General features: G+C 30.9%; 17 protein-coding genes. 2 read left to right on the top strand and 15 right to left on the bottom strand.

Going from position 1 to position 17,394, the window contains the following annotated elements; translation table 11 throughout:
* Positions 1–18: 18 nt before the first annotated feature.
* The 3 genes from BMY82_RS00585 to rplS all read right to left on the bottom strand — a co-directional run bounded on the left by BMY82_RS00585 (position 19) and on the right by rplS (position 2,548).
* Entirely contained in the window at positions 19–816 is a 798-nt protein-coding gene (locus BMY82_RS00585; RefSeq protein ID WP_091973144.1) for a ribonuclease HII, read from the bottom strand.
* A 398-nt stretch (positions 817–1,214) separates the two neighbouring features.
* Positions 1,215–2,105, bottom strand: coding sequence for a ribosome biogenesis GTPase YlqF (gene ylqF / locus BMY82_RS00580; RefSeq protein WP_091973142.1), 891 nt, complete (start codon positions 2,103–2,105; stop codon positions 1,215–1,217).
* Positions 2,106–2,194: 89 nt separating this feature from the next.
* Positions 2,195–2,548 (bottom strand): 50S ribosomal protein L19, encoded by a 354-nt coding sequence (gene rplS / locus BMY82_RS00575; RefSeq protein ID WP_091973139.1) that lies wholly within the window; start codon positions 2,546–2,548, stop codon positions 2,195–2,197.
* 351 nt (positions 2,549–2,899) lie between these two features.
* On the opposite strand from rplS, the gene tyrS reads away from it, so the two are divergent.
* Both tyrS and BMY82_RS00565 read left to right on the top strand, forming a co-directional pair.
* A complete protein-coding gene (tyrS, locus tag BMY82_RS00570; protein WP_091973136.1) occupies positions 2,900–4,123 on the top strand; it encodes a tyrosine--tRNA ligase in 1,224 nt (407 codons plus the stop codon).
* Between the two features lie 327 nt (positions 4,124–4,450).
* Positions 4,451–4,801, top strand: a complete 351-nt coding sequence (locus BMY82_RS00565) for an arsenate reductase family protein (protein WP_091973133.1) — start codon at positions 4,451–4,453, stop codon at positions 4,799–4,801.
* A 143-nt stretch (positions 4,802–4,944) separates the two neighbouring features.
* On the opposite strand, the gene trmD is transcribed toward BMY82_RS00565, so the two are convergent.
* The 12 genes from trmD to BMY82_RS00505 all read right to left on the bottom strand — a co-directional run bounded on the left by trmD (position 4,945) and on the right by BMY82_RS00505 (position 17,372).
* Positions 4,945–5,688, bottom strand: coding sequence for a tRNA (guanosine(37)-N1)-methyltransferase TrmD (trmD, locus tag BMY82_RS00560; protein WP_091973130.1), 744 nt, complete (start codon positions 5,686–5,688; stop codon positions 4,945–4,947).
* Positions 5,689–5,696: 8 nt separating this feature from the next.
* Positions 5,697–6,215 (bottom strand): ribosome maturation factor RimM, encoded by a 519-nt coding sequence (gene rimM, locus BMY82_RS00555; RefSeq protein ID WP_091973127.1) that lies wholly within the window; start codon positions 6,213–6,215, stop codon positions 5,697–5,699.
* A gap of 100 nt (positions 6,216–6,315) precedes the next feature.
* A complete protein-coding gene (locus BMY82_RS00550; protein WP_091973124.1) occupies positions 6,316–6,549 on the bottom strand; it encodes a KH domain-containing protein in 234 nt (77 codons plus the stop codon).
* Positions 6,550–6,570: 21 nt separating this feature from the next.
* Positions 6,571–6,843 (bottom strand): 30S ribosomal protein S16, encoded by a 273-nt coding sequence (gene rpsP / locus BMY82_RS00545; protein ID WP_091973121.1) that lies wholly within the window; start codon positions 6,841–6,843, stop codon positions 6,571–6,573.
* A gap of 166 nt (positions 6,844–7,009) precedes the next feature.
* Positions 7,010–8,368, bottom strand: coding sequence for a signal recognition particle protein (ffh, locus tag BMY82_RS00540; RefSeq protein ID WP_091973118.1), 1,359 nt, complete (start codon positions 8,366–8,368; stop codon positions 7,010–7,012).
* A complete protein-coding gene (gene ylxM, locus BMY82_RS00535; protein ID WP_091973115.1) occupies positions 8,368–8,727 on the bottom strand; it encodes a YlxM family DNA-binding protein in 360 nt (119 codons plus the stop codon). The genes ffh and ylxM overlap by 1 nt, the downstream gene beginning before the upstream one ends.
* A gap of 209 nt (positions 8,728–8,936) precedes the next feature.
* The gene (gene ftsY / locus BMY82_RS00530) at positions 8,937–10,145 is read right to left on the bottom strand and encodes a signal recognition particle-docking protein FtsY (protein WP_091973112.1); all 1,209 of its coding nucleotides are present in this window, start codon (positions 10,143–10,145) and stop codon (positions 8,937–8,939) included.
* A 40-nt stretch (positions 10,146–10,185) separates the two neighbouring features.
* The gene (gene smc / locus BMY82_RS00525; RefSeq protein ID WP_091973109.1) at positions 10,186–13,737 is read right to left on the bottom strand and encodes a chromosome segregation protein SMC; all 3,552 of its coding nucleotides are present in this window, start codon (positions 13,735–13,737) and stop codon (positions 10,186–10,188) included.
* Positions 13,738–13,752: 15 nt separating this feature from the next.
* The gene (locus tag BMY82_RS00520) at positions 13,753–14,820 is read right to left on the bottom strand and encodes an elongator complex protein 3 (protein ID WP_091973103.1); all 1,068 of its coding nucleotides are present in this window, start codon (positions 14,818–14,820) and stop codon (positions 13,753–13,755) included.
* A gap of 1 nt (position 14,821) precedes the next feature.
* Complete coding sequence (gene rnc, locus BMY82_RS00515) at positions 14,822–15,532, bottom strand: ribonuclease III (RefSeq protein WP_091973098.1); 711 nt, start codon at positions 15,530–15,532, stop codon at positions 14,822–14,824.
* A 137-nt stretch (positions 15,533–15,669) separates the two neighbouring features.
* Positions 15,670–16,230, bottom strand: a complete 561-nt coding sequence (efp, locus tag BMY82_RS00510; protein WP_091973095.1) for an elongation factor P — start codon at positions 16,228–16,230, stop codon at positions 15,670–15,672.
* Positions 16,231–16,454: 224 nt separating this feature from the next.
* Positions 16,455–17,372 (bottom strand): DMT family transporter, encoded by a 918-nt coding sequence (locus BMY82_RS00505; RefSeq protein WP_091973092.1) that lies wholly within the window; start codon positions 17,370–17,372, stop codon positions 16,455–16,457.
* Positions 17,373–17,394 lie beyond the last annotated feature (22 nt).

Genomic DNA, 17,394 nt, shown 5'->3' with positions numbered 1-17,394 from the left:
AAAACCTCGCTTTACTGATTAATATTTAATATTTTTAAGAAAACTATGTCTATGAATATCTGTAATTCCATTTGCCTCTATTCCACTGTAATGCTCACTTGTGCCATAGCCCTTATTAGATGCAAATCCATATCCAGGATATTTCTCATCATACTCATACATCATAGTGTCTCTGGTAACCTTTGCCAATATACTAGCTGCTGCAATCGATATAGACTTTGCATCTCCCTTTACTATAGGAATTTGCTTCATAGCTAGTCCTGGAATAGTAACTGCATCATTTAAAAGACAATCTGGTCTTTGCTTTAAATTTGCTACTGCTCTTTTCATTGCAAGGTAAGTAGCATTAAGTATATTCAGATTATCAATTTCTTTATTGTCTGCTATACCTATTCCATAATCTTTTGCATTTTCTATAATAATTTTATATAATTCATTTCTTTTTGCTTCTGAAAGTTTCTTAGAATCGTTTATCCATCTTATCTTTGTATTCCTATCAAATACAACAACTGCTGCAACTACTGGACCTGCTAGTGGTCCTCTGCCTGCTTCATCCACTCCACCTATATACATATAACCTTCATTATAGGCACTTTCTTCATAACTATTAATTCTCTCTAATCTCTCATCTTCAAGAATTAACTTTTGAATCTTCTTTTCTACTCTTGTACAAATATTTTGAACGGATTTTCTTGAATCGGATTGAAATATTCTTAAAAACTCAAGATGTTCATCTTCTGTGATCTGATCTGAAATTTCTTTAATGTCCTTTATTTTCATCTTGGACACATCTTCTATTGCATAATCTTTTAACATAACTATCTCCATTATTCTCAAATTTAAATTAAAAAGTCAATTAAATGTTTTAAAGTTTTTATTATAGTAGGTTAATCATTCTATTTTATAAATAACTTTAATAATTTTTATACTTTCTTAACTAACATTTCAATTTTAAAATAAAAAATCTGTACGAATATGTAAATATTTTTCGTACAGATTATATTATATCACAAATTAAATTTTTATATTAAGCATTATCAATTCTTTACTTTTTTTATATTTTTTTATGTTTCTCTTTTTATATCATACATAATTACCTTATGATTTTTTTAATATTTTCTTAATAAGTATCTATACTTAATATTAATTTGAAATATATAAGGTTTTCTATAAAAAAACTTAAAGTTTGTTATGCTTATGTTATTATTTATAGTTTATTTTACATCTTCTGGCTTTTCAAGAGCTATTTTCCCTATTTTACCTTCTCTGAATTCATTTAATACTGTAGTTGCAACTCTTGTATAATCAATCTCTCTATTTCCCATCAGGAAACCTCTTTTTCTACCGATTGCTTCCATTGTATCAATTCCCATAGGACCTAGTTCATCTAACTTATATCTAGTCATCATCTCATCAGCTGCTATGTCACTTAGTTTTTCTATTAACTTTAAGCCTAGTGTTTCTATATCTAAAATTTCGTCTTTAATAGCTCTTGTAAAGGCTAAGTTTAATGCTACATCCTGATCTTCAAATTTAGGCCATAAAATACCTGGAGTATCAAGTAGCTCCATATTACCTCTTATTTTAACCCACTGTTTACCCTTAGTAACACCAGGTCTATCACCAGTCTGTGCACTTCTTCTTCCTGAAAGCTTATTTATAAGAGAAGACTTACCAACATTTGGAACACCTACTATCATCAATCTTATTCCTCTTGCTTTTCTTCCTTGCTCAGAAAACTTTTCTCTCATATCCTTTGTAAGATTCTTACATTCGCCAGCTATTTTATTAACTCCCGCACCTGTCATAGAATTTATAGTTATAGCCTTAATCCCCTTTTTAGCATAATAGGCTATCCATAAATCTAAATCTTCCTTTTTACAAAGGTCAGCCTTATTTAAAAGAACCATTCTAGGTTTATCTCCTACAAGCCTGTCAATGTCAGGATTTTTACTACTAAATGGAATTCTTGCATCCAAAAGTTCTATTACAACGTCTACTAATTTCAGATTCTTTTGTACAAGTTCCTTTGTTTTTTTCATATGACCTGGATACCAGTTGATATTCAAATTGTCATCTCTTAAATATTCTTCGTTATAACTCATATTTGTCCTCCTTTCGAACTTTAATATCTCTATGTTTAAAAAAAAAAGGATGTCCAAAGAGACATCCTTCTAAACGATATTCAACTAGATTATCTAACGTTTCTAGCTTCTTTGATCTTAGCAGCCTTACCAACTCTACCTCTTATGTAGTTGATCTTAGCTCTTCTAACCTTACCGTGTCTAGTAACTTCGATCTTTTCTACCTTTGGTGAATGAACTGGGAAAGTTCTTTCAACACCTACACCGAAAGAGTTCTTTCTAACTGTGAAAGTTTCTCTGATTCCACCATTCTGTCTCTTTATAACAACACCTTCGAATATCTGGATTCTTTCTCTCTTTCCTTCAATGATCTTAACGTGTACTTTTACTGTGTCCCCTGGTCCAAAGTTAGGAACATCATTCTTTACCTGTTCAGCTTCAATTGCCTTAATTAATTCGTTCATATTTTTTCCTCCTAGTCCTAGACGTACTTAAAACTTGACCTTTGTAACAGAGGTACGCCCGTATTTCAATAACTATTAAATTATACCCTTAATCTACTGTATTGTCAATATTTTTATCAAAAAAATTAACATATATAACAATTATTGCATTCATAAATTATACACTATTTCCAGCCTTAAAAAAAGGGCTTTTTTACTTTTATTTTTTAATTATATAGTGTATAATAGTAGTTAGTTTTATATAAATTTTAACGATATCTAAGGATAAGATTGAAAGCATTCAAACTAATCCTTTTATTATAATAAAATATGGTAACGATATTACCAAAAAAATTGAAAGAGGTGTCGAAAATGGGAATTTACGAAGAATTAGTAGCCCGTGGATTAATCGCACAGGTTACAGACGAAGAAAAAATCAAAGAATTAGTCAATACAGGTAGAGCCACTTTCTATATAGGTTTTGATCCAACTGCCGATTCACTTCATGTTGGTCACTTTATGGCATTATGCCTAATGAAGAGACTTCAGATGGCTGGTAACACACCTGTCGTACTTGTAGGTGGAGGTACTGGGTATATCGGTGATCCATCAGGTCGTACAGATATGAGAAATATGATGACTCCTGAAACAATTCAGCACAACTGTGATTGTTTCAAGAAACAGATGGAGAGATTTATTGAGTTCGGTGAGGGAAAGGCTATAATGGTTAACAATGCAGATTGGCTATTAAAGCTTAACTATATTGAAATGATAAGAGAAATAGGACCACACTTCTCTGTTAACAATATGCTTAGAGCAGAATGTTACAAGCAGAGACTTGAAAAGGGACTATCTTTCCTTGAATTTAACTACATGTTGATGCAGTCATATGACTTCTATCATTTATATAAAGAGTACGGATGTAATATGCAGTTCGGTGGAGATGACCAGTGGTCAAATATGCTTGGTGGTACAGAGCTTATTCGTAGAAAATTAGGTGAAGATGCCTATGCTATGACTATTACTCTTTTGCTTAACTCTGAAGGCAAGAAGATGGGTAAAACAGCAAATGGTGCAGTTTGGCTTGATCCTGAGAAAACTTCTCCATTTGAATTCTATCAGTACTGGAGAAATGTTGCTGATGCAGATGTACTTAAGTGCATAAAGATGCTTACATTCCTTCCATTAGATGAAATTGATAAAATGAAATCATGGGAAGGTTCTCAGCTAAATACTGCAAAAGAAATACTTGCATACGAACTTACTGCTCTTGTTCATGGAGAAGAAGAGGCTAAGAAGGCAGAAACAGCTTCTAAGGCTCTATTTGCAGGCGGAAGTGATGATACACATATGCCTACTACTGAAATCTCAGAAGAAGTTCTTGTAGACGGTGCTATAAATGTTATGGATCTAATCCTTGAATGTGAACTAGCTCCTTCAAAGAGTGAAGTTAGAAGATTAATCAAGCAAGGTGGTCTATATATTAATGACGAAAACGTTGATGATTTTGGACTTCAAATAAGCAAGGAAATGCTTGAAGACAAGGTTATAATACGTAAGGGTAAAAAAACTTATCACAAGGCAATAATGAAATAATAATAATTATAAAACAAACCGATCTGGATTTTCTAGGTCGGTTTTTATATATAAATCATTTTCCTTCACCATCTTTAATAAGTTCTTCCATTTCTTTTTCCCAATTGAAGTTTATTCTTTTTTCTATTTATTTTAAGTTTAAAATACACTATCTACAGTTATAGTACTGATTTGGTCTAATTATATAGGTATATTTACTTTTTCACTATTTAAATAAACTGTATTTTACTATAAAAGCTTTTTAATTTTTTTCTTTATATATTACTGATTAATCTACTGTTTAAGTGGTATCATAATAATATAGAATAATTTAATTGGAGGAAATATATGTTATTTGTTAATTATCCAAAATGTTCAACTTGTAGAAAGGCTAAAAAGTGGCTTAATGATAATAAGTTTGAATTTGAGGATAGAGATATTAAACTCAATAATCCTACTAAAGAAGAACTTAAGAAATGGTATGAAATGAGCGGACTTGACATAAAAAAATTTTTCAATACAAGTGGTGTACTTTATAGGGAGCTTTCTCTAAAAGATAAATTAAATGATATGAGTCTTGATGAAAAGCTAGAACTACTTGCAAGTGATGGAATGCTTGTAAAAAGACCTATTCTTGTTAGTGAAAATAAGGTTTTTGTAGGATTTAAAGAGGAAGAATGGAAAAGCTTAATAGTATAAATAATTAACTCCCCTTCTATAATATTTATACTTAAAAGGCAGTTGCTATATCCATAGCAACTGCCTTTGATATATTGAACTATAAATTTGTATTAGAAAATCATGCCATATCCTAAAAACTTAAAATAATATAATTTTCTATTTTAACGTCTTCTTCTCTTTTTCCTTTTTTTAAGCCTTTCTTCTTCCATTTTTTTGCTTTTATATAACTTCCACAAGTCAGGTCTTCTTTTCTCAGTTAAAACTTCTGCTTCTTTTAGTCTCCATTCATCTATTTTACCATGATTACCGGAAAGTATAACCTCTGGCACCTCTAGACCTTCGAATTCTCTAGGTCTTGTATACTGTGGATATTCCAAAAGATTATTTTCAAAACTTTCATCTTCAAAGCTCTCAGTTCTGTTTAAAACTCCGGGTATTAACCTCGAAATAGAATCTATCATTACAAGAGCTGGAAGTTCACCTCCAGTAAGAACATAGTCTCCTATTGATACTTCATCTGTAACTATCATATCAATTATTCTTTGATCTATACCCTCATAATGACCACACAAAAATACTATATTATCTTCTTTTGCCAAAGATTTTGCCATTTTTTGATCAAAGGTTTTTCCCTTAGGCGAAAGGTATATTACTCTAGCTTTTTCAATGTTATTATCTTCCAGTATTTTCTTATATGTAGAGTAAATTGGCTGTGGAGTCATTACCATACCTGCTCCTCCACCAAATGGATAATCATCAACCTTCTTATGCTTGTTTTCAGAGAAATCCCTTATATTGTAAAGATCAACATCTAATATATCCTTATCTATCGCTCTTTTCATCATGCTTTCCCCTAAATATGATTCAAATATTTCAGGGAAAAGTGTCATTACACTTATCTTCATTTCTTCACCTAATCCAAAAGTCCTACAATAGGCTTTACTATCATATAATTTTCTTCTTGATTAATTTCTGGAACTATTTCATATGTAGCTGGAATAAGATATTCTTTTCCATCCTCAGACTTTACAACATATACATCGTTGGCAGTATATTGCAACACATCTATTAACTCTCCTATTATTTCTCCTGTATCTTTTCTTACTTCCATACCTATCATATCTACTATAAACATTTCATCATCATATAGTTCATAGCTATTATCTCTATCTACAAACATAAATTTTGATATAAACTTTTGTACTGACTCTACTGTATCAAAACCTTTTATCTTAATAACTGCCATATTAGCAGCTATTACAGATGCTTTTTCAATATAGTATTTTGTTTCTCTGTCTTTTCCAATGTAAAAATAGTCTAGCTCAAGAAATCTCTCAATTTCATCTGTGTGAGAATATATCTTTAAGTCTCCCTTTAAACCTCTTGTAGTTACTATTTTACCTATTTTAAAATATTCTAATTTCTTTTCCATTATTTTCTCCTCTAAAACTACAATATCCTTTTTATACAACTGCTAATGTTCTATAAAGAATAGCATTTTTGTTTAAAAACCAAAAAGGACTAGGCAATGCCTAATCCTCTACTATTTCTAAAGTTACATTTACTTTCTTCTTGTTGGAAACTGACTTTAAAACAGTTCTCATAGACTTGGCTATTCTACCTTTTTTGCCAATTACTTTACCCATTTCTGAATCTGCAACCTTCAGCTTTAGTAAAATATCCTTCCCGTCTACAATTTCCTCTACAACCACTTCATCTGGGTTGTCAACAAGAGCTTTAGCTATGCCTTCAATTAGCTCCTTCATATTAATCATCTCCAAAAAGGATTACTTAGACATCTTTGCAGCTTCGAACTTTTCTGTTATACCATTTGATGCGAATAACTTCTTAACAACTTCTGTTGGCTGAGCACCAGTTACTAACCACTTAACAGCCTTTTCTTCGTCTATCTTAACCTGCTTTGGTTCAGTTAGTGGATTGTAGTATCCTATCTCTTCTATAAATCTACCGTTTCTTGGTGCTCTAGCATCTGCTACTACTACTCTGTAAAAAGGTCTCTTATGAGTACCCATTCTCTTTAATCTTATTTTAACTGCCATTTCTAATACCTCCAAAATTTAATTAGTTTTCATTTTAATTTATTTATTAGATAATTCCTAAGAACTTTTCTAGAATATCTAAACAAAACACTCAGAAATTATATCATAACTTTTTTATTTTGTAAATAATATATTTACTCTATTAAAGACAAATTCAACATTCTCTTTAGAAAGGTAAATTAGGAAGTTTAGGGAAACCACCCTTCTTCATCTTATTCATCATTCCTCCAGATTGGAACATCTTCATCATCTTTTTCATTTCATTGAATTGCTTTATAAGTCTGTTTATATCCTGTACAGAAGTACCACTCCCCTTTGCAATTCTCTTTTTTCTAGAACCATTGATTATCTGAGGATTTCTTCTCTCTTCAATTGTCATAGACTGTATTATAGCCTTAGTTCTCTTTATTTCTTTACCATTGGTATCTATATTTCCAAGTTGTCCCTTAATGCTTCCCATTCCAGGAACTAACTCTAACAGTTTATCTAAAGGTCCTAGATTCTGTACTTGCTCTAATTGAGTCAAGAAATCTTCAAAATCCATTTCGCTTTTACGAAGCTTTTCTTCTAATGCTCTAGTTTTTTCTTCATCAAGTGCATCTTGTGCCTTTTCAATTAAACTAAGAACATCACCCATACCTAATATTCTAGATGCCATTCTATCTGGGTGGAATGGTTCAAGATTATCAAGTTTTTCTCCCATACCTATAAACTTTATAGGCTTTTGAGTTACGGCTCTAATAGATAGGGCTGCACCACCACGAGTATCACCATCAAGCTTTGTAAGAACTATACCATCAATTCCTAATGTTTCATTAAAACTTTCTGAAACATTTACAGCATCCTGTCCAGTCATTGAGTCTACTACTAAAAGTATCTCTTGAGGATTTACTTCAGTCTTAATATCCTTAAGTTCCTGCATCAAAACTTCATCAACATGAAGTCTACCTGCTGTATCTATTATTACTATATCATTAGAATTCTTCTTTGCATGTTCTACAGCAGCTTTTGCAATATTTACAGGTGATTCCTTATCTCCCATTGCAAATACTGGTAAATCAAGCTTTTCTCCAACTACTTGAAGCTGCTTGATTGCAGCTGGTCTATAAACGTCACAGGCAACCAATAAAGGTGATTTCCCCTGCTTTTTAAGATATCCTCCCAATTTACCTGATGTTGTAGTCTTACCTGCACCCTGAAGACCTACCATCATAACTATAGTTGGTGGATTCGGTGCTATTGTAATCTTACTTTGAACATCTCCCATTAGTGAAGTCAATTCTTCGTTTACTATTTTTATAACCATTTGTCCTGGTGTCAGACTCTTCATTACATCTTCACCAACACATCTCTCTTGTACCTTTTTAACAAAGTCTTTTACAACTTTATAGTTAACGTCAGCTTCAAGAAGTGCCATTTTAACTTCTCTCATTGCACTTTTAACATCTGCTTCAGTCAACTTTCCTTTAGATTTTAACTTTCCAAAGGCATTTTGTAATTTATCTGATAATCCTTCAAATATCATTATAACAACTCCCTAATTTCTTCTATTAAATACTCAAGCTGAGTTGAATCTTCAGCATTACACTTGTCAAAATCCTTTGAAAAACCATGAATTTTGTCCTCTAGTTTATTTAGCAAATCTTCTACTTTGTGAAGCTTTTCTACCATTCCTAATTTCTTTTCATAATCATTAAGTGCTTTTTCAGATCTTTTCAAGCTATCATAAACACTTTGCCTTGAAATATCTAAGATCTGACTAATTTCACCCAAAGAATAATCTTCTTCATAATACATGGAAACTATTTCTCTTTGCTTTTTTGTCAACAGAGAAGCATACTGTGAATATAAAATTTCAATTTCTACCATCTTATCAATATTCATAGTTCCTCCTCCCTGTAAAGGCTTTGTCCTTTACACAAATAATATAATATAACATCAACAGTAAAAAGTCAACAGTTTTTTTCACATCTGTAAGGTTTTTTTACCTTACAGTAAATATCTTTATAAAAATATTTTTTAAAGCTTTTAAATTGCACCGTAGAAAGCTACATAATACATTCTACGGCGCAAACTATTTGATCTATTTACTATTATTCTTCTCCAAATAGAGCTTCTGTAAAAGCAATTGGATCAAAATCTTGAAGATCTTCAGCTCTTTCTCCAACACCTATCAACTTTACTGGTACATCTACTTCAGATTTCACAGCTAATACTACTCCACCCTTTGCAGTTCCATCAAGTTTCGTAAGCGCTATACCTGTAATATTGGCAACCTCTTTGAAAGTTTTTGCCTGTGATACCGCATTTTGACCTGTTGTGGCATCTACTACAAGAAGAACTTCTCTTTTAGCTTCTGGGTATTCTCTATCAAGAATTTTAAATATCTTTCCAAGCTCATTCATAAGATTAGCCTTATTATGAAGTCTACCTGCTGTATCGCATATAAGAAGATCTACTCCTCTTGCTTGAGATGCCTTAATAGCATCAAATACTACTGCTCCAGGGTCAGCTCCCTCTCCATGTTTAATGATATCTACACCTACTCTTTTAGCCCAAATATCTAGCTGTTCTGATGCCGCCGCTCTAAATGTATCTGCTGCAGCTAACATTACTTTCTTACCTTCAGCTTTGTATCTTAGAGCTAATTTCCCTATAGTTGTAGTCTTACCAACGCCATTAACTCCTACCATTACTATTACAGCTGGTGCAGGCTCTATATCTAGCTTACTATTTCCTTCACTTAAAATTTCTTCTACTATCTCCTTTAAAAGTCCTCTAACTTCTGAAGGATCTTTTATCCCTCTTTCTTTTATAAGTTCTCTTAATTTATCTATTATTACCATAGTAGTATTTACACCAACATCTGCAGTAATAAGAATTTCTTCAAGTTCTTCAAGAAGATCCTCATCTATCTTAGTGTAGGAATTAAGTATGCTGTCTATTCTTCCTGTAATATTATCTTTTGTTTTTGAAAGACCTTCCAAAAGCCTAGAAAATAAACCTTTTTTCTCCATTTGTGGCTTATCATTCCCTCTATTTTCTAGCTCTTCTAGATCTAAATCTTTTTCGAACATTTCTTCTGCTTCTCTTTCTATTTCAGAAGTTTCTTTTTTTATTTCTTCTATCTCTTCATTTAAAATATTCTCTTCTTTTGCTTTTTCCTTTGATTCAATATCTTCTAGAAATTCTTCTACTACTTTATCAGCATCTTCCTTTTCTTCAACTTTCTCTATGGTTTGGTCAACTTCTTTTGTTAACTTTTCCTCTTCTTTTTTGTCTTTCTTCCAAAATTTAAACATACTTCCTCCTGTCTCATTACTTAGAATAGTAGTTTATTCGCTACTTTTCAATTATTTCAGTAGCTTCCTTTAGCTTCAAGCTAATAACTGATGATACACCTTTTTCCTGCATTGTTACTCCGTATATATAATCAGCGACTTCCATAGTTCCTCTTCTATGAGTAACTGCTATAAATTGAGTATCTTTGCTTAATTCTCTTAAATACTCACCAAATCTATATACATTTACATCATCCAGAGGTGCTTCAATCTCGTCTAGGATACAAAATGGAGTAGGTTTTGATATAAGTATAGCAAACAGTATACAAATTGCTGTTAATGCCTTTTCTCCACCTGAAAGCAATGACAAGTTTTTCATCTTCTTTCCAGGTGGTTGTGCTGTAATATCAATATCACATGCAAGAACATTCTTCATATCTGTTAGTCTAAGTTCTGCATTACCACCACCAAATAGTTTTTGGTATACTTTCTTAAAGTTCTGATTAATAACTTTAAACTTTTCAACAAATTCCTTCTCCATATTACTTACAAGATCGTCTATTAATTCATTTAATGAGATTATTGACTGCTCAAGATCTTCTTTTTGTTCCTTGTAGTAATCATGTCTTTCCTTCACTTCTCCATATTCATCTATGGAATCTATATTGACATTTCCTAACTCCTTTATAGCTCTTTTCAGTTTTTCTATTCTTTTTCGATCTATACTTATAGTAGTGTCTTTAAACTCCAAAGCTTGAACATATGTTAATTCGTACTTTTCAAAAAGATTAGAAAGCAAGTTATCCCTGGAATTTTTATTTCTTTCTAATTTTGAATCCAATTTAAACTTTTCTTCATTGCTTTCTAAAAGTTTTCTATCCTTATTCCTTAAAATAGACTTCTTTTCTTCAAACTTTTCTTTTATAACTTCTTTACTTTCTTTCTTTTCTTTCATCTTTTCTTCTAGAAGAGAATATTTTTTGCTATTTTCTTCTATTTCTAACTTATACTTTTCTTCTAATTCAGCAAGTATTTCTAGCTCTTTTTTCTTTTCTTCTATTGTTTTGGAAATATCTTCTATCTTTTTATTTCCATCCTTTATTTCTGAAGATATTCTTTCTAGCTCTGTAAGTTCATTTTCAAAAGAAGCCTTTAATCTTGTAAGTTCAAGATTTTTATCATTATAAGTTCTAACTGCTTCTTCATACTCACCCTTTAATTTAAGTTTTTTTTCTAAAAGAAGCTCTAAGTTAGATTCTTTCTCACCTTCCTTAGTTTCAAGTTCTTTTAGTTTTTCCTTATGAAGATCACATACTTGCTTACTTTTTGCTATATCTTCATCTGTATTTTCTATTAAGCTCTTGCTTTTCGATAAACTATTCTTGCTTTTTTCAAGAGATTCAACAAGCATTTTTAGTTCGGTATTAATAGTTATTCTTTCTTTTTCAAGTTGAGCTTTATTATTAAAGCTTTTTTCTCTATCAATCTTAGTATTCTGCTTTGATGTTTTTAAATCTTCTATTGAAATCAGCATATCCTTCAATATTACAGTTTTCTGATTTATTTCCTCTGCTAACTCATCTATTATTCTCTTTCTTGAAAGAATATTACCGCTAGACTTTAGGCTTCCTCCGGTCATTGAACCGCCAGGGTTTAGTATCTCTCCTTCTAAAGTTACTATTTTATATCTATGCTGTGTATCTTTTGCAAATAAAATAGCTTGATCTATATTTTCTATTACAACTACTCTTCCTAAAAGATTATCTACTATATTCTTATACCTATTATCAAAATTCACAAGTTCAGAAGCAATTCCTATTGCTTTTACAGTAGATTTCATTGTTTTTACATCAAATCTAGTAGCCTTGATTATATTCATCGGCAAGAAGGTAACTCTTCCTAAATTATTCTTTTTCAAATAAGAAATAGACTCTTTAGCTATATTTTCATTTTCTACTACAACATTTTGGATAGCAGCACCTAATGATGCTTCTATTGCCTTTTCATATTTTTGAGGAACTTTTATAAGCTCTCCAAATGCACCGTGTATGCCTTCGATATTTTTATTTTTAAGAATTTCCCTAACACCTCTATTAAATCCTTCATGATGATTTTCCATATCCATGTAGGTATTTCTCTTGGCATTTAATGAACCTATCTGCATATTGTGTTTTTGATAGTTTTCATTAAATCTTGCTGCATCTGTATTTATTCTCTCTATTTTTTCATTAAATGAAATTACTTTCTTTTCTTCTTTATCAATTTCTTCTATAAGTTTTTCTTCTTTTTGTTTCTTATCTGATATTTCATTTTCTAATTTGATTATAGAATTTTTAATAGAGGATATATTTCCTTCTATTTCCGACTTTTTAGTCATCATATTTTCAATATTAGCAGTAAGTTTTGTAATACTATTTGAAATATCTTCTCTGTTTTTAAGAATTTCAACAGATTTTTCTTTATTTTCGTCTATTTCTTTATTTATTTCATTTAATTTTAATTCCGTATTTCTTTTGTTCTCAAAACTATTTCCAAGCTGTTTTTCATATTCTTCTATTATATATGAATTTTCATTAGTTTTATCATTAGCTTTTTTAAACTCTCTATTTGCTAGGAGCAACTTTTTCTTTAATATCTCTGTTTCTTCTTTTTTTCTATCAATTTCTTGCTTGTTATTTTTAATTTTTTCAGCTGTTATTTCAGCATCTGTCTTATTACTATTAATTAAATTATTGAGCTCCATCATTTCAGAATTTAACTTATCTGTATATATCTCTATAGAATTTATGTCTTTTTCTAATTCCGAAATTTCCTTTTCTAATTCAACCTTTTCCTTTTCCAATACTTCTATTTCCTTAGTTACTTCATTAGTTTGAAAAACTAAGTCATTTATTGCATTTTCATAGTCTTCATTTTGCTTAATAATATCATTTACTTCAAACTTTTTTAATTCTTCACTTATTTTTAAATACTTCTTAGCCTTTTCCTGTTGTTTTTCCAGTGGTCCAATCTGTTTTTCTATTTCTGTAAATATATCGACTATTCTAGATAGATTTTCACTACTCTTTTTAAGATTTTTCTCAGCCTCATTTTTTCTATATCTGTATTTAGCTATTCCACAAGCTTCATCAAATACTTTTCTCCTATTGACTGGATTGTTACTTAAAATTTCTTCTACCTTTCCCTGCTCTATAATCGAATATCCATCTTTACCTATACCTGTATCCATAAGAGTTTCTTTTACATCTCTTAATCTACAAGCCTTCCCATTTATAAAGTATTCAGATTCTCCTGTTCTGTAAGCTCTTCTCTTTACAATCATCTCATCTGAATCTAGATCTATTTCTCCAAGTGTATTATCTAATGTCAAGGATACTTCACAGTAGTTCAGTTGTTTCTTGCTATCTGTTCCAGAGAATATTACATCTTCCATCTTTTCTCCTCTTAGACTTTTTATGCTTTGTTCTCCAAGAACCCATCTTATAGCATCTGAAATATTACTTTTTCCACTACCATTCGGACCCACTATCGCAGTAATTCCTTGTTCAAAGAATATCTCTGTTTTTATCGGAAAGGACTTAAATCCCTTTAATGATAGCTTTTTTAAATACATTCTTTCTCCTTTCGGTTAACACAAGCCGTATATTTTTTCAAGTTCCAATATCATTTCTTTAAATGTTATTATTTTGATAACTTTATCATCTACTTCTATTTTTATAGAATCTTTTAAGCTTTCATCTACTTTTGTTTTAAATTTAGCATTGTAACTCTTATTTATAAAGATTCTATTTGATCTTTTATTTCCAACTACTGTTGATATATTTTCGTTACTTGTATAGATTACTAGTGTCTTAAAATCTTTTGGCAGTATACTTTCAAGATAATCCCTTATCATTCTTGACTTTACAAGCTCTCTAAAAGCTGGATGATAAGGACCGGTAATAACATCTATTCCCAACTGTATATCATCAGTTGCCTGAAGACCAACTCTTATTATTCCTATTTCGTTTATTTCATAAAGAACTATTAATTTCTTTACTATATCTATACTTTCCTCAAGAGTAAAAGCCTTATAATATCCTTCATTATAGGCATTTTCAAGACCAGTATCTTTGATAACCAAAGTTGGATATATTCTTACAAAATCTGGTTTTATCTTTATAAACTCTCTAGCTGTATATATACACTTATCTTCAGAGTCTGTAGGAAGACCTATCATCATCTGAAGACCAAGCCTAAAACCAAAGTCCTTTATCAGTTTGGAGCTTTTGTACACTACATCTCTTTCATGCCCTCTTAAACTTTCCATTAGAACCTTTTCGTCCATTGATTGAACTCCTAGTTCTATAATAGTAGCTCCATAAGTTTTTATAAGTTCAAGTTCTTCCTCGTCTATACAATCAGGTCTTGTAGACATTCTAATATCTTTTACAAGTCCTCTGTCCTTGTATTCTTTTGCAACTGACAAAAGTTCTATTTGTTTATCCTTATCAATTGCTGTAAAACTTCCACCGAAGAAAGCTATCTCTACTTCTGCATCTCTATCTATTGTTTTCAAACTGTCTTCAATGATATTTCTTGCTTTTTCTCCTGTCATATCTGTAGATACTCCAGTTATTTTTTTCTGATTGCAAAATATGCAGTCATGAGGACAACCTTGATGAGGCACGAAAATAGGTATTATTTTCTTCTTCATTTTATATTTCTTCTCCCATATTTATAAGTGCATTCTTAGCTGCTTCTTTTTCTGCTTCTTTTTTATTTCTTCCTCTTCCACTTCCTAAAACTGTCTGACCACTTTTTACTACCATTTCAAATTCCTTATTATGATCAGGACCGTGTTCACTTACAAGTCTGTAAGAAACCTTTCCACTCTTTTTTTGTATTATTTCTTGCAAAATTGTCTTATAGTCTCTGAAGATATTTCCATCTATCGTATTTGATATTATATCTCTTAGGTTTAGCAATATAAATTTTTCAGCATGTTCAAGACCACCATCAAGATATATTGCTGCAATTATAGCTTCTGTAGCATCTGCAAGTATAGAGTCTCTATTTCTTCCTCCGCAGATTTTTTCTCCCTTACCTAGAAATAAAAACTTTCCAATATCAAGTTTTCTAGCTACTCTGCTAAGAGATTCTTCACAAACCACATTTGCTCTGAATTTTGTCAATTTTCCTTCTGGAAGATCTTTTCTTACATTAAACAGATAATCGCTCACTACTAGACCCAAAACTGAATCACCTAAAAACTCTAATCTTTCGTTGTATTTAAACTGTTTATGTTCATTGGCAAAAGACGAATGTGTAAGTGCTATTTGTATATATTCCTTGTTCTTAAAAGTATAACCTATTTTTTTCTCAAATTCTTTTATATTGTCGTTAATTGCATGTTCAAACGATGACACTCTCACCACTCCTTAATTAAAAAATAATTAGAACACCTAACTGAAGAGAAGAGACTTCTCTTCAAATAGATATTCTTTTATAGTACATCTCTAAAAATAAAAATACCTGTGTATCAACAGGTATTTTTATTTTTAAACTAGTTTACTCTAGATAGATATTCACTTGTTCTAGTATCTATCTTAACCTTGTCTCCAACGTTAATAAATAAAGGTACCTGAATTACAGCTCCTGTTTCAACTGTAGCAGCCTTTGTAACATTACTTGCTGTGTCTCCCTTTATACCTGGTTCAGTTTCAGTAACTTCTAATTCTACGAAGTTAGGTCCTTCAACCTGGAATGGAGATCCCTGATAGAATCTTATTGTAGCAACTTCATTTTCCTTCATGAACTTTATAGCATCTTCAACCTGTTCATAGTTTAGAGGTATCTGATCATAAGTTTCTTCATCCATGAAATAGTATAGTTCACCATCGTTATATAAATACTGCATCTGCTTAGTTTCTATATTAGCTTTTGGGAACTTATCACTTGGATTGAAAGCTTCTTCTCTTATTGCTCCTGTTAATAAATTCTTGTACTTAGTTCTTACGAACGCAGCACCCTTTCCAGGCTTAACGTGCTGGAAATCAACTACTAGACAAGGCTGTCCATCCTTTTCGAATGTTACACCTTTTCTAAAATCACTTGCTGTTACCATACTTATTCCTCCAATTTATCATATAATTTTATTATATTAATAATTATCCAATTAATTATATCACGTTATGACTTAATTTGTCTATATCATAGCTTAATAATGCTTGATTTGAATTGTTTTATTATTGTTTTATTTTATATAAATCTTAATAATATAATTATATATTTAATTTTTTTAAAGTATTTATTAAATCTATATATTTTTTCTTTTTTCTCTTAAATTTATCAGTTTTCAAAGTCATCTTTTAATTTTTCTATTTGATTTGGGTTGAAAGCTTTTTTCCCTTTTTTACTGAAAATTATTATACTTAATATAATAATCGCCCCACCTATTAAAGTTCCAATGCCAGGAACTTCCTTTAAAATAAGAGATCCCAGTATAGTTGCTCCAAAAGGTGTTACAAAACTATAATTTGTAACATCACTTATATTATCTGTTATTGAAAGTGCCAAACTCCATAAATAATATGCAATCGCACTGCTAAATATACCAAGTATAAGCAATACTGTCAATTGACTAATATCAGCTGTTGCAACTTCTTTTGCTCCCTTTAATGCAAAAGGTGAAAGAACTAAAACCGATGCCATCATACTATAAGTAACTATTTCTATAGCCTTGTATCCTAATGTTGAAAGTTTTCTATTTAATAAATTGTATATACAAAATAAAATAGACGCTCCCAAAGTCCAAAAGATACCTTCATTTATGGATAATACTCCATCCCAAAGCATCATTATTACTACCCCAGAAAAAGCCGTTATAAGCGTTACCCAACCTATGATATTAAGCTTTTCTTTATAAATATAATTTGCAGCTACAGCTGTAAACACAGGTGTCATCGCTATTACTATACTTGAAGAAGCAGATGTCAAAGTTTGAATTCCTTTATTAAATGCAAATAAGTAAAATCCAAATCCACACGCACCAGATAGTAAAAACCATAGCAGGTCTCTTTTTTTAGGAGATCTATTTCCGGCGAATTTTCCTATAATCAAAAGTGTTACAGATGCAATCAAAACCCTTAAAAACCCTAGGGTATAGGGTGTAAAATGCTCCATTGCAAGCTTTGAAAACGGAAATGCTAGAGACCAAAAAAATATTGTCCCCAAACTAAATAAATTAACTTTTAACTTTCTACTCATATCTCTTCCACCTTTTTTAAAA

The organism is Peptostreptococcus russellii (assembly GCF_900110295.1).
GTDB classification, from domain to species: domain Bacteria; phylum Bacillota; class Clostridia; order Peptostreptococcales; family Peptostreptococcaceae; genus Peptostreptococcus; species Peptostreptococcus russellii_A.
The sequence above is the reverse complement of the archived record's forward strand: the minus strand, read 5'-3'. Positions and strand labels throughout refer to the sequence as shown.

What these genes read in the sequence shown, in the direction of transcription:
- ffh (WP_091973118.1), bottom strand. Translation starts at nt 8,368, where the DNA reads ATGATATTTGAAGGATTATCAGATAAATTACAAAATGCCTTTGGAAAG.
- tyrS (WP_091973136.1), top strand. Translation starts at nt 2,900, where the DNA reads ATGGGAATTTACGAAGAATTAGTAGCCCGTGGATTAATCGCACAGGTT.
- ftsY (WP_091973112.1), bottom strand. Translation starts at nt 10,145, where the DNA reads ATGTTTAAATTTTGGAAGAAAGACAAAAAAGAAGAGGAAAAGTTAACA.
- ylqF (WP_091973142.1), bottom strand. Translation starts at nt 2,105, where the DNA reads ATGAGTTATAACGAAGAATATTTAAGAGATGACAATTTGAATATCAAC.
- rimM (WP_091973127.1), bottom strand. Translation starts at nt 6,215, where the DNA reads ATGGAAAAGAAATTAGAATATTTTAAAATAGGTAAAATAGTAACTACA.
- BMY82_RS00585 (WP_091973144.1), bottom strand. Translation starts at nt 816, where the DNA reads ATGTTAAAAGATTATGCAATAGAAGATGTGTCCAAGATGAAAATAAAG.
- rplS (WP_091973139.1), bottom strand. Translation starts at nt 2,548, where the DNA reads ATGAACGAATTAATTAAGGCAATTGAAGCTGAACAGGTAAAGAATGAT.
- efp (WP_091973095.1), bottom strand. Translation starts at nt 16,230, where the DNA reads ATGGTAACAGCAAGTGATTTTAGAAAAGGTGTAACATTCGAAAAGGAT.
- BMY82_RS00550 (WP_091973124.1), bottom strand. Translation starts at nt 6,549, where the DNA reads ATGAAGGAGCTAATTGAAGGCATAGCTAAAGCTCTTGTTGACAACCCA.
- BMY82_RS00505 (WP_091973092.1), bottom strand. Translation starts at nt 17,372, where the DNA reads ATGAGTAGAAAGTTAAAAGTTAATTTATTTAGTTTGGGGACAATATTT.
- ylxM (WP_091973115.1), bottom strand. Translation starts at nt 8,727, where the DNA reads ATGAATATTGATAAGATGGTAGAAATTGAAATTTTATATTCACAGTAT.
- BMY82_RS00565 (WP_091973133.1), top strand. Translation starts at nt 4,451, where the DNA reads ATGTTATTTGTTAATTATCCAAAATGTTCAACTTGTAGAAAGGCTAAA.
- trmD (WP_091973130.1), bottom strand. Translation starts at nt 5,688, where the DNA reads ATGAAGATAAGTGTAATGACACTTTTCCCTGAAATATTTGAATCATAT.
- rpsP (WP_091973121.1), bottom strand. Translation starts at nt 6,843, where the DNA reads ATGGCAGTTAAAATAAGATTAAAGAGAATGGGTACTCATAAGAGACCT.
- smc (WP_091973109.1), bottom strand. Translation starts at nt 13,737, where the DNA reads ATGTATTTAAAAAAGCTATCATTAAAGGGATTTAAGTCCTTTCCGATA.
- BMY82_RS00520 (WP_091973103.1), bottom strand. Translation starts at nt 14,820, where the DNA reads ATGAAGAAGAAAATAATACCTATTTTCGTGCCTCATCAAGGTTGTCCT.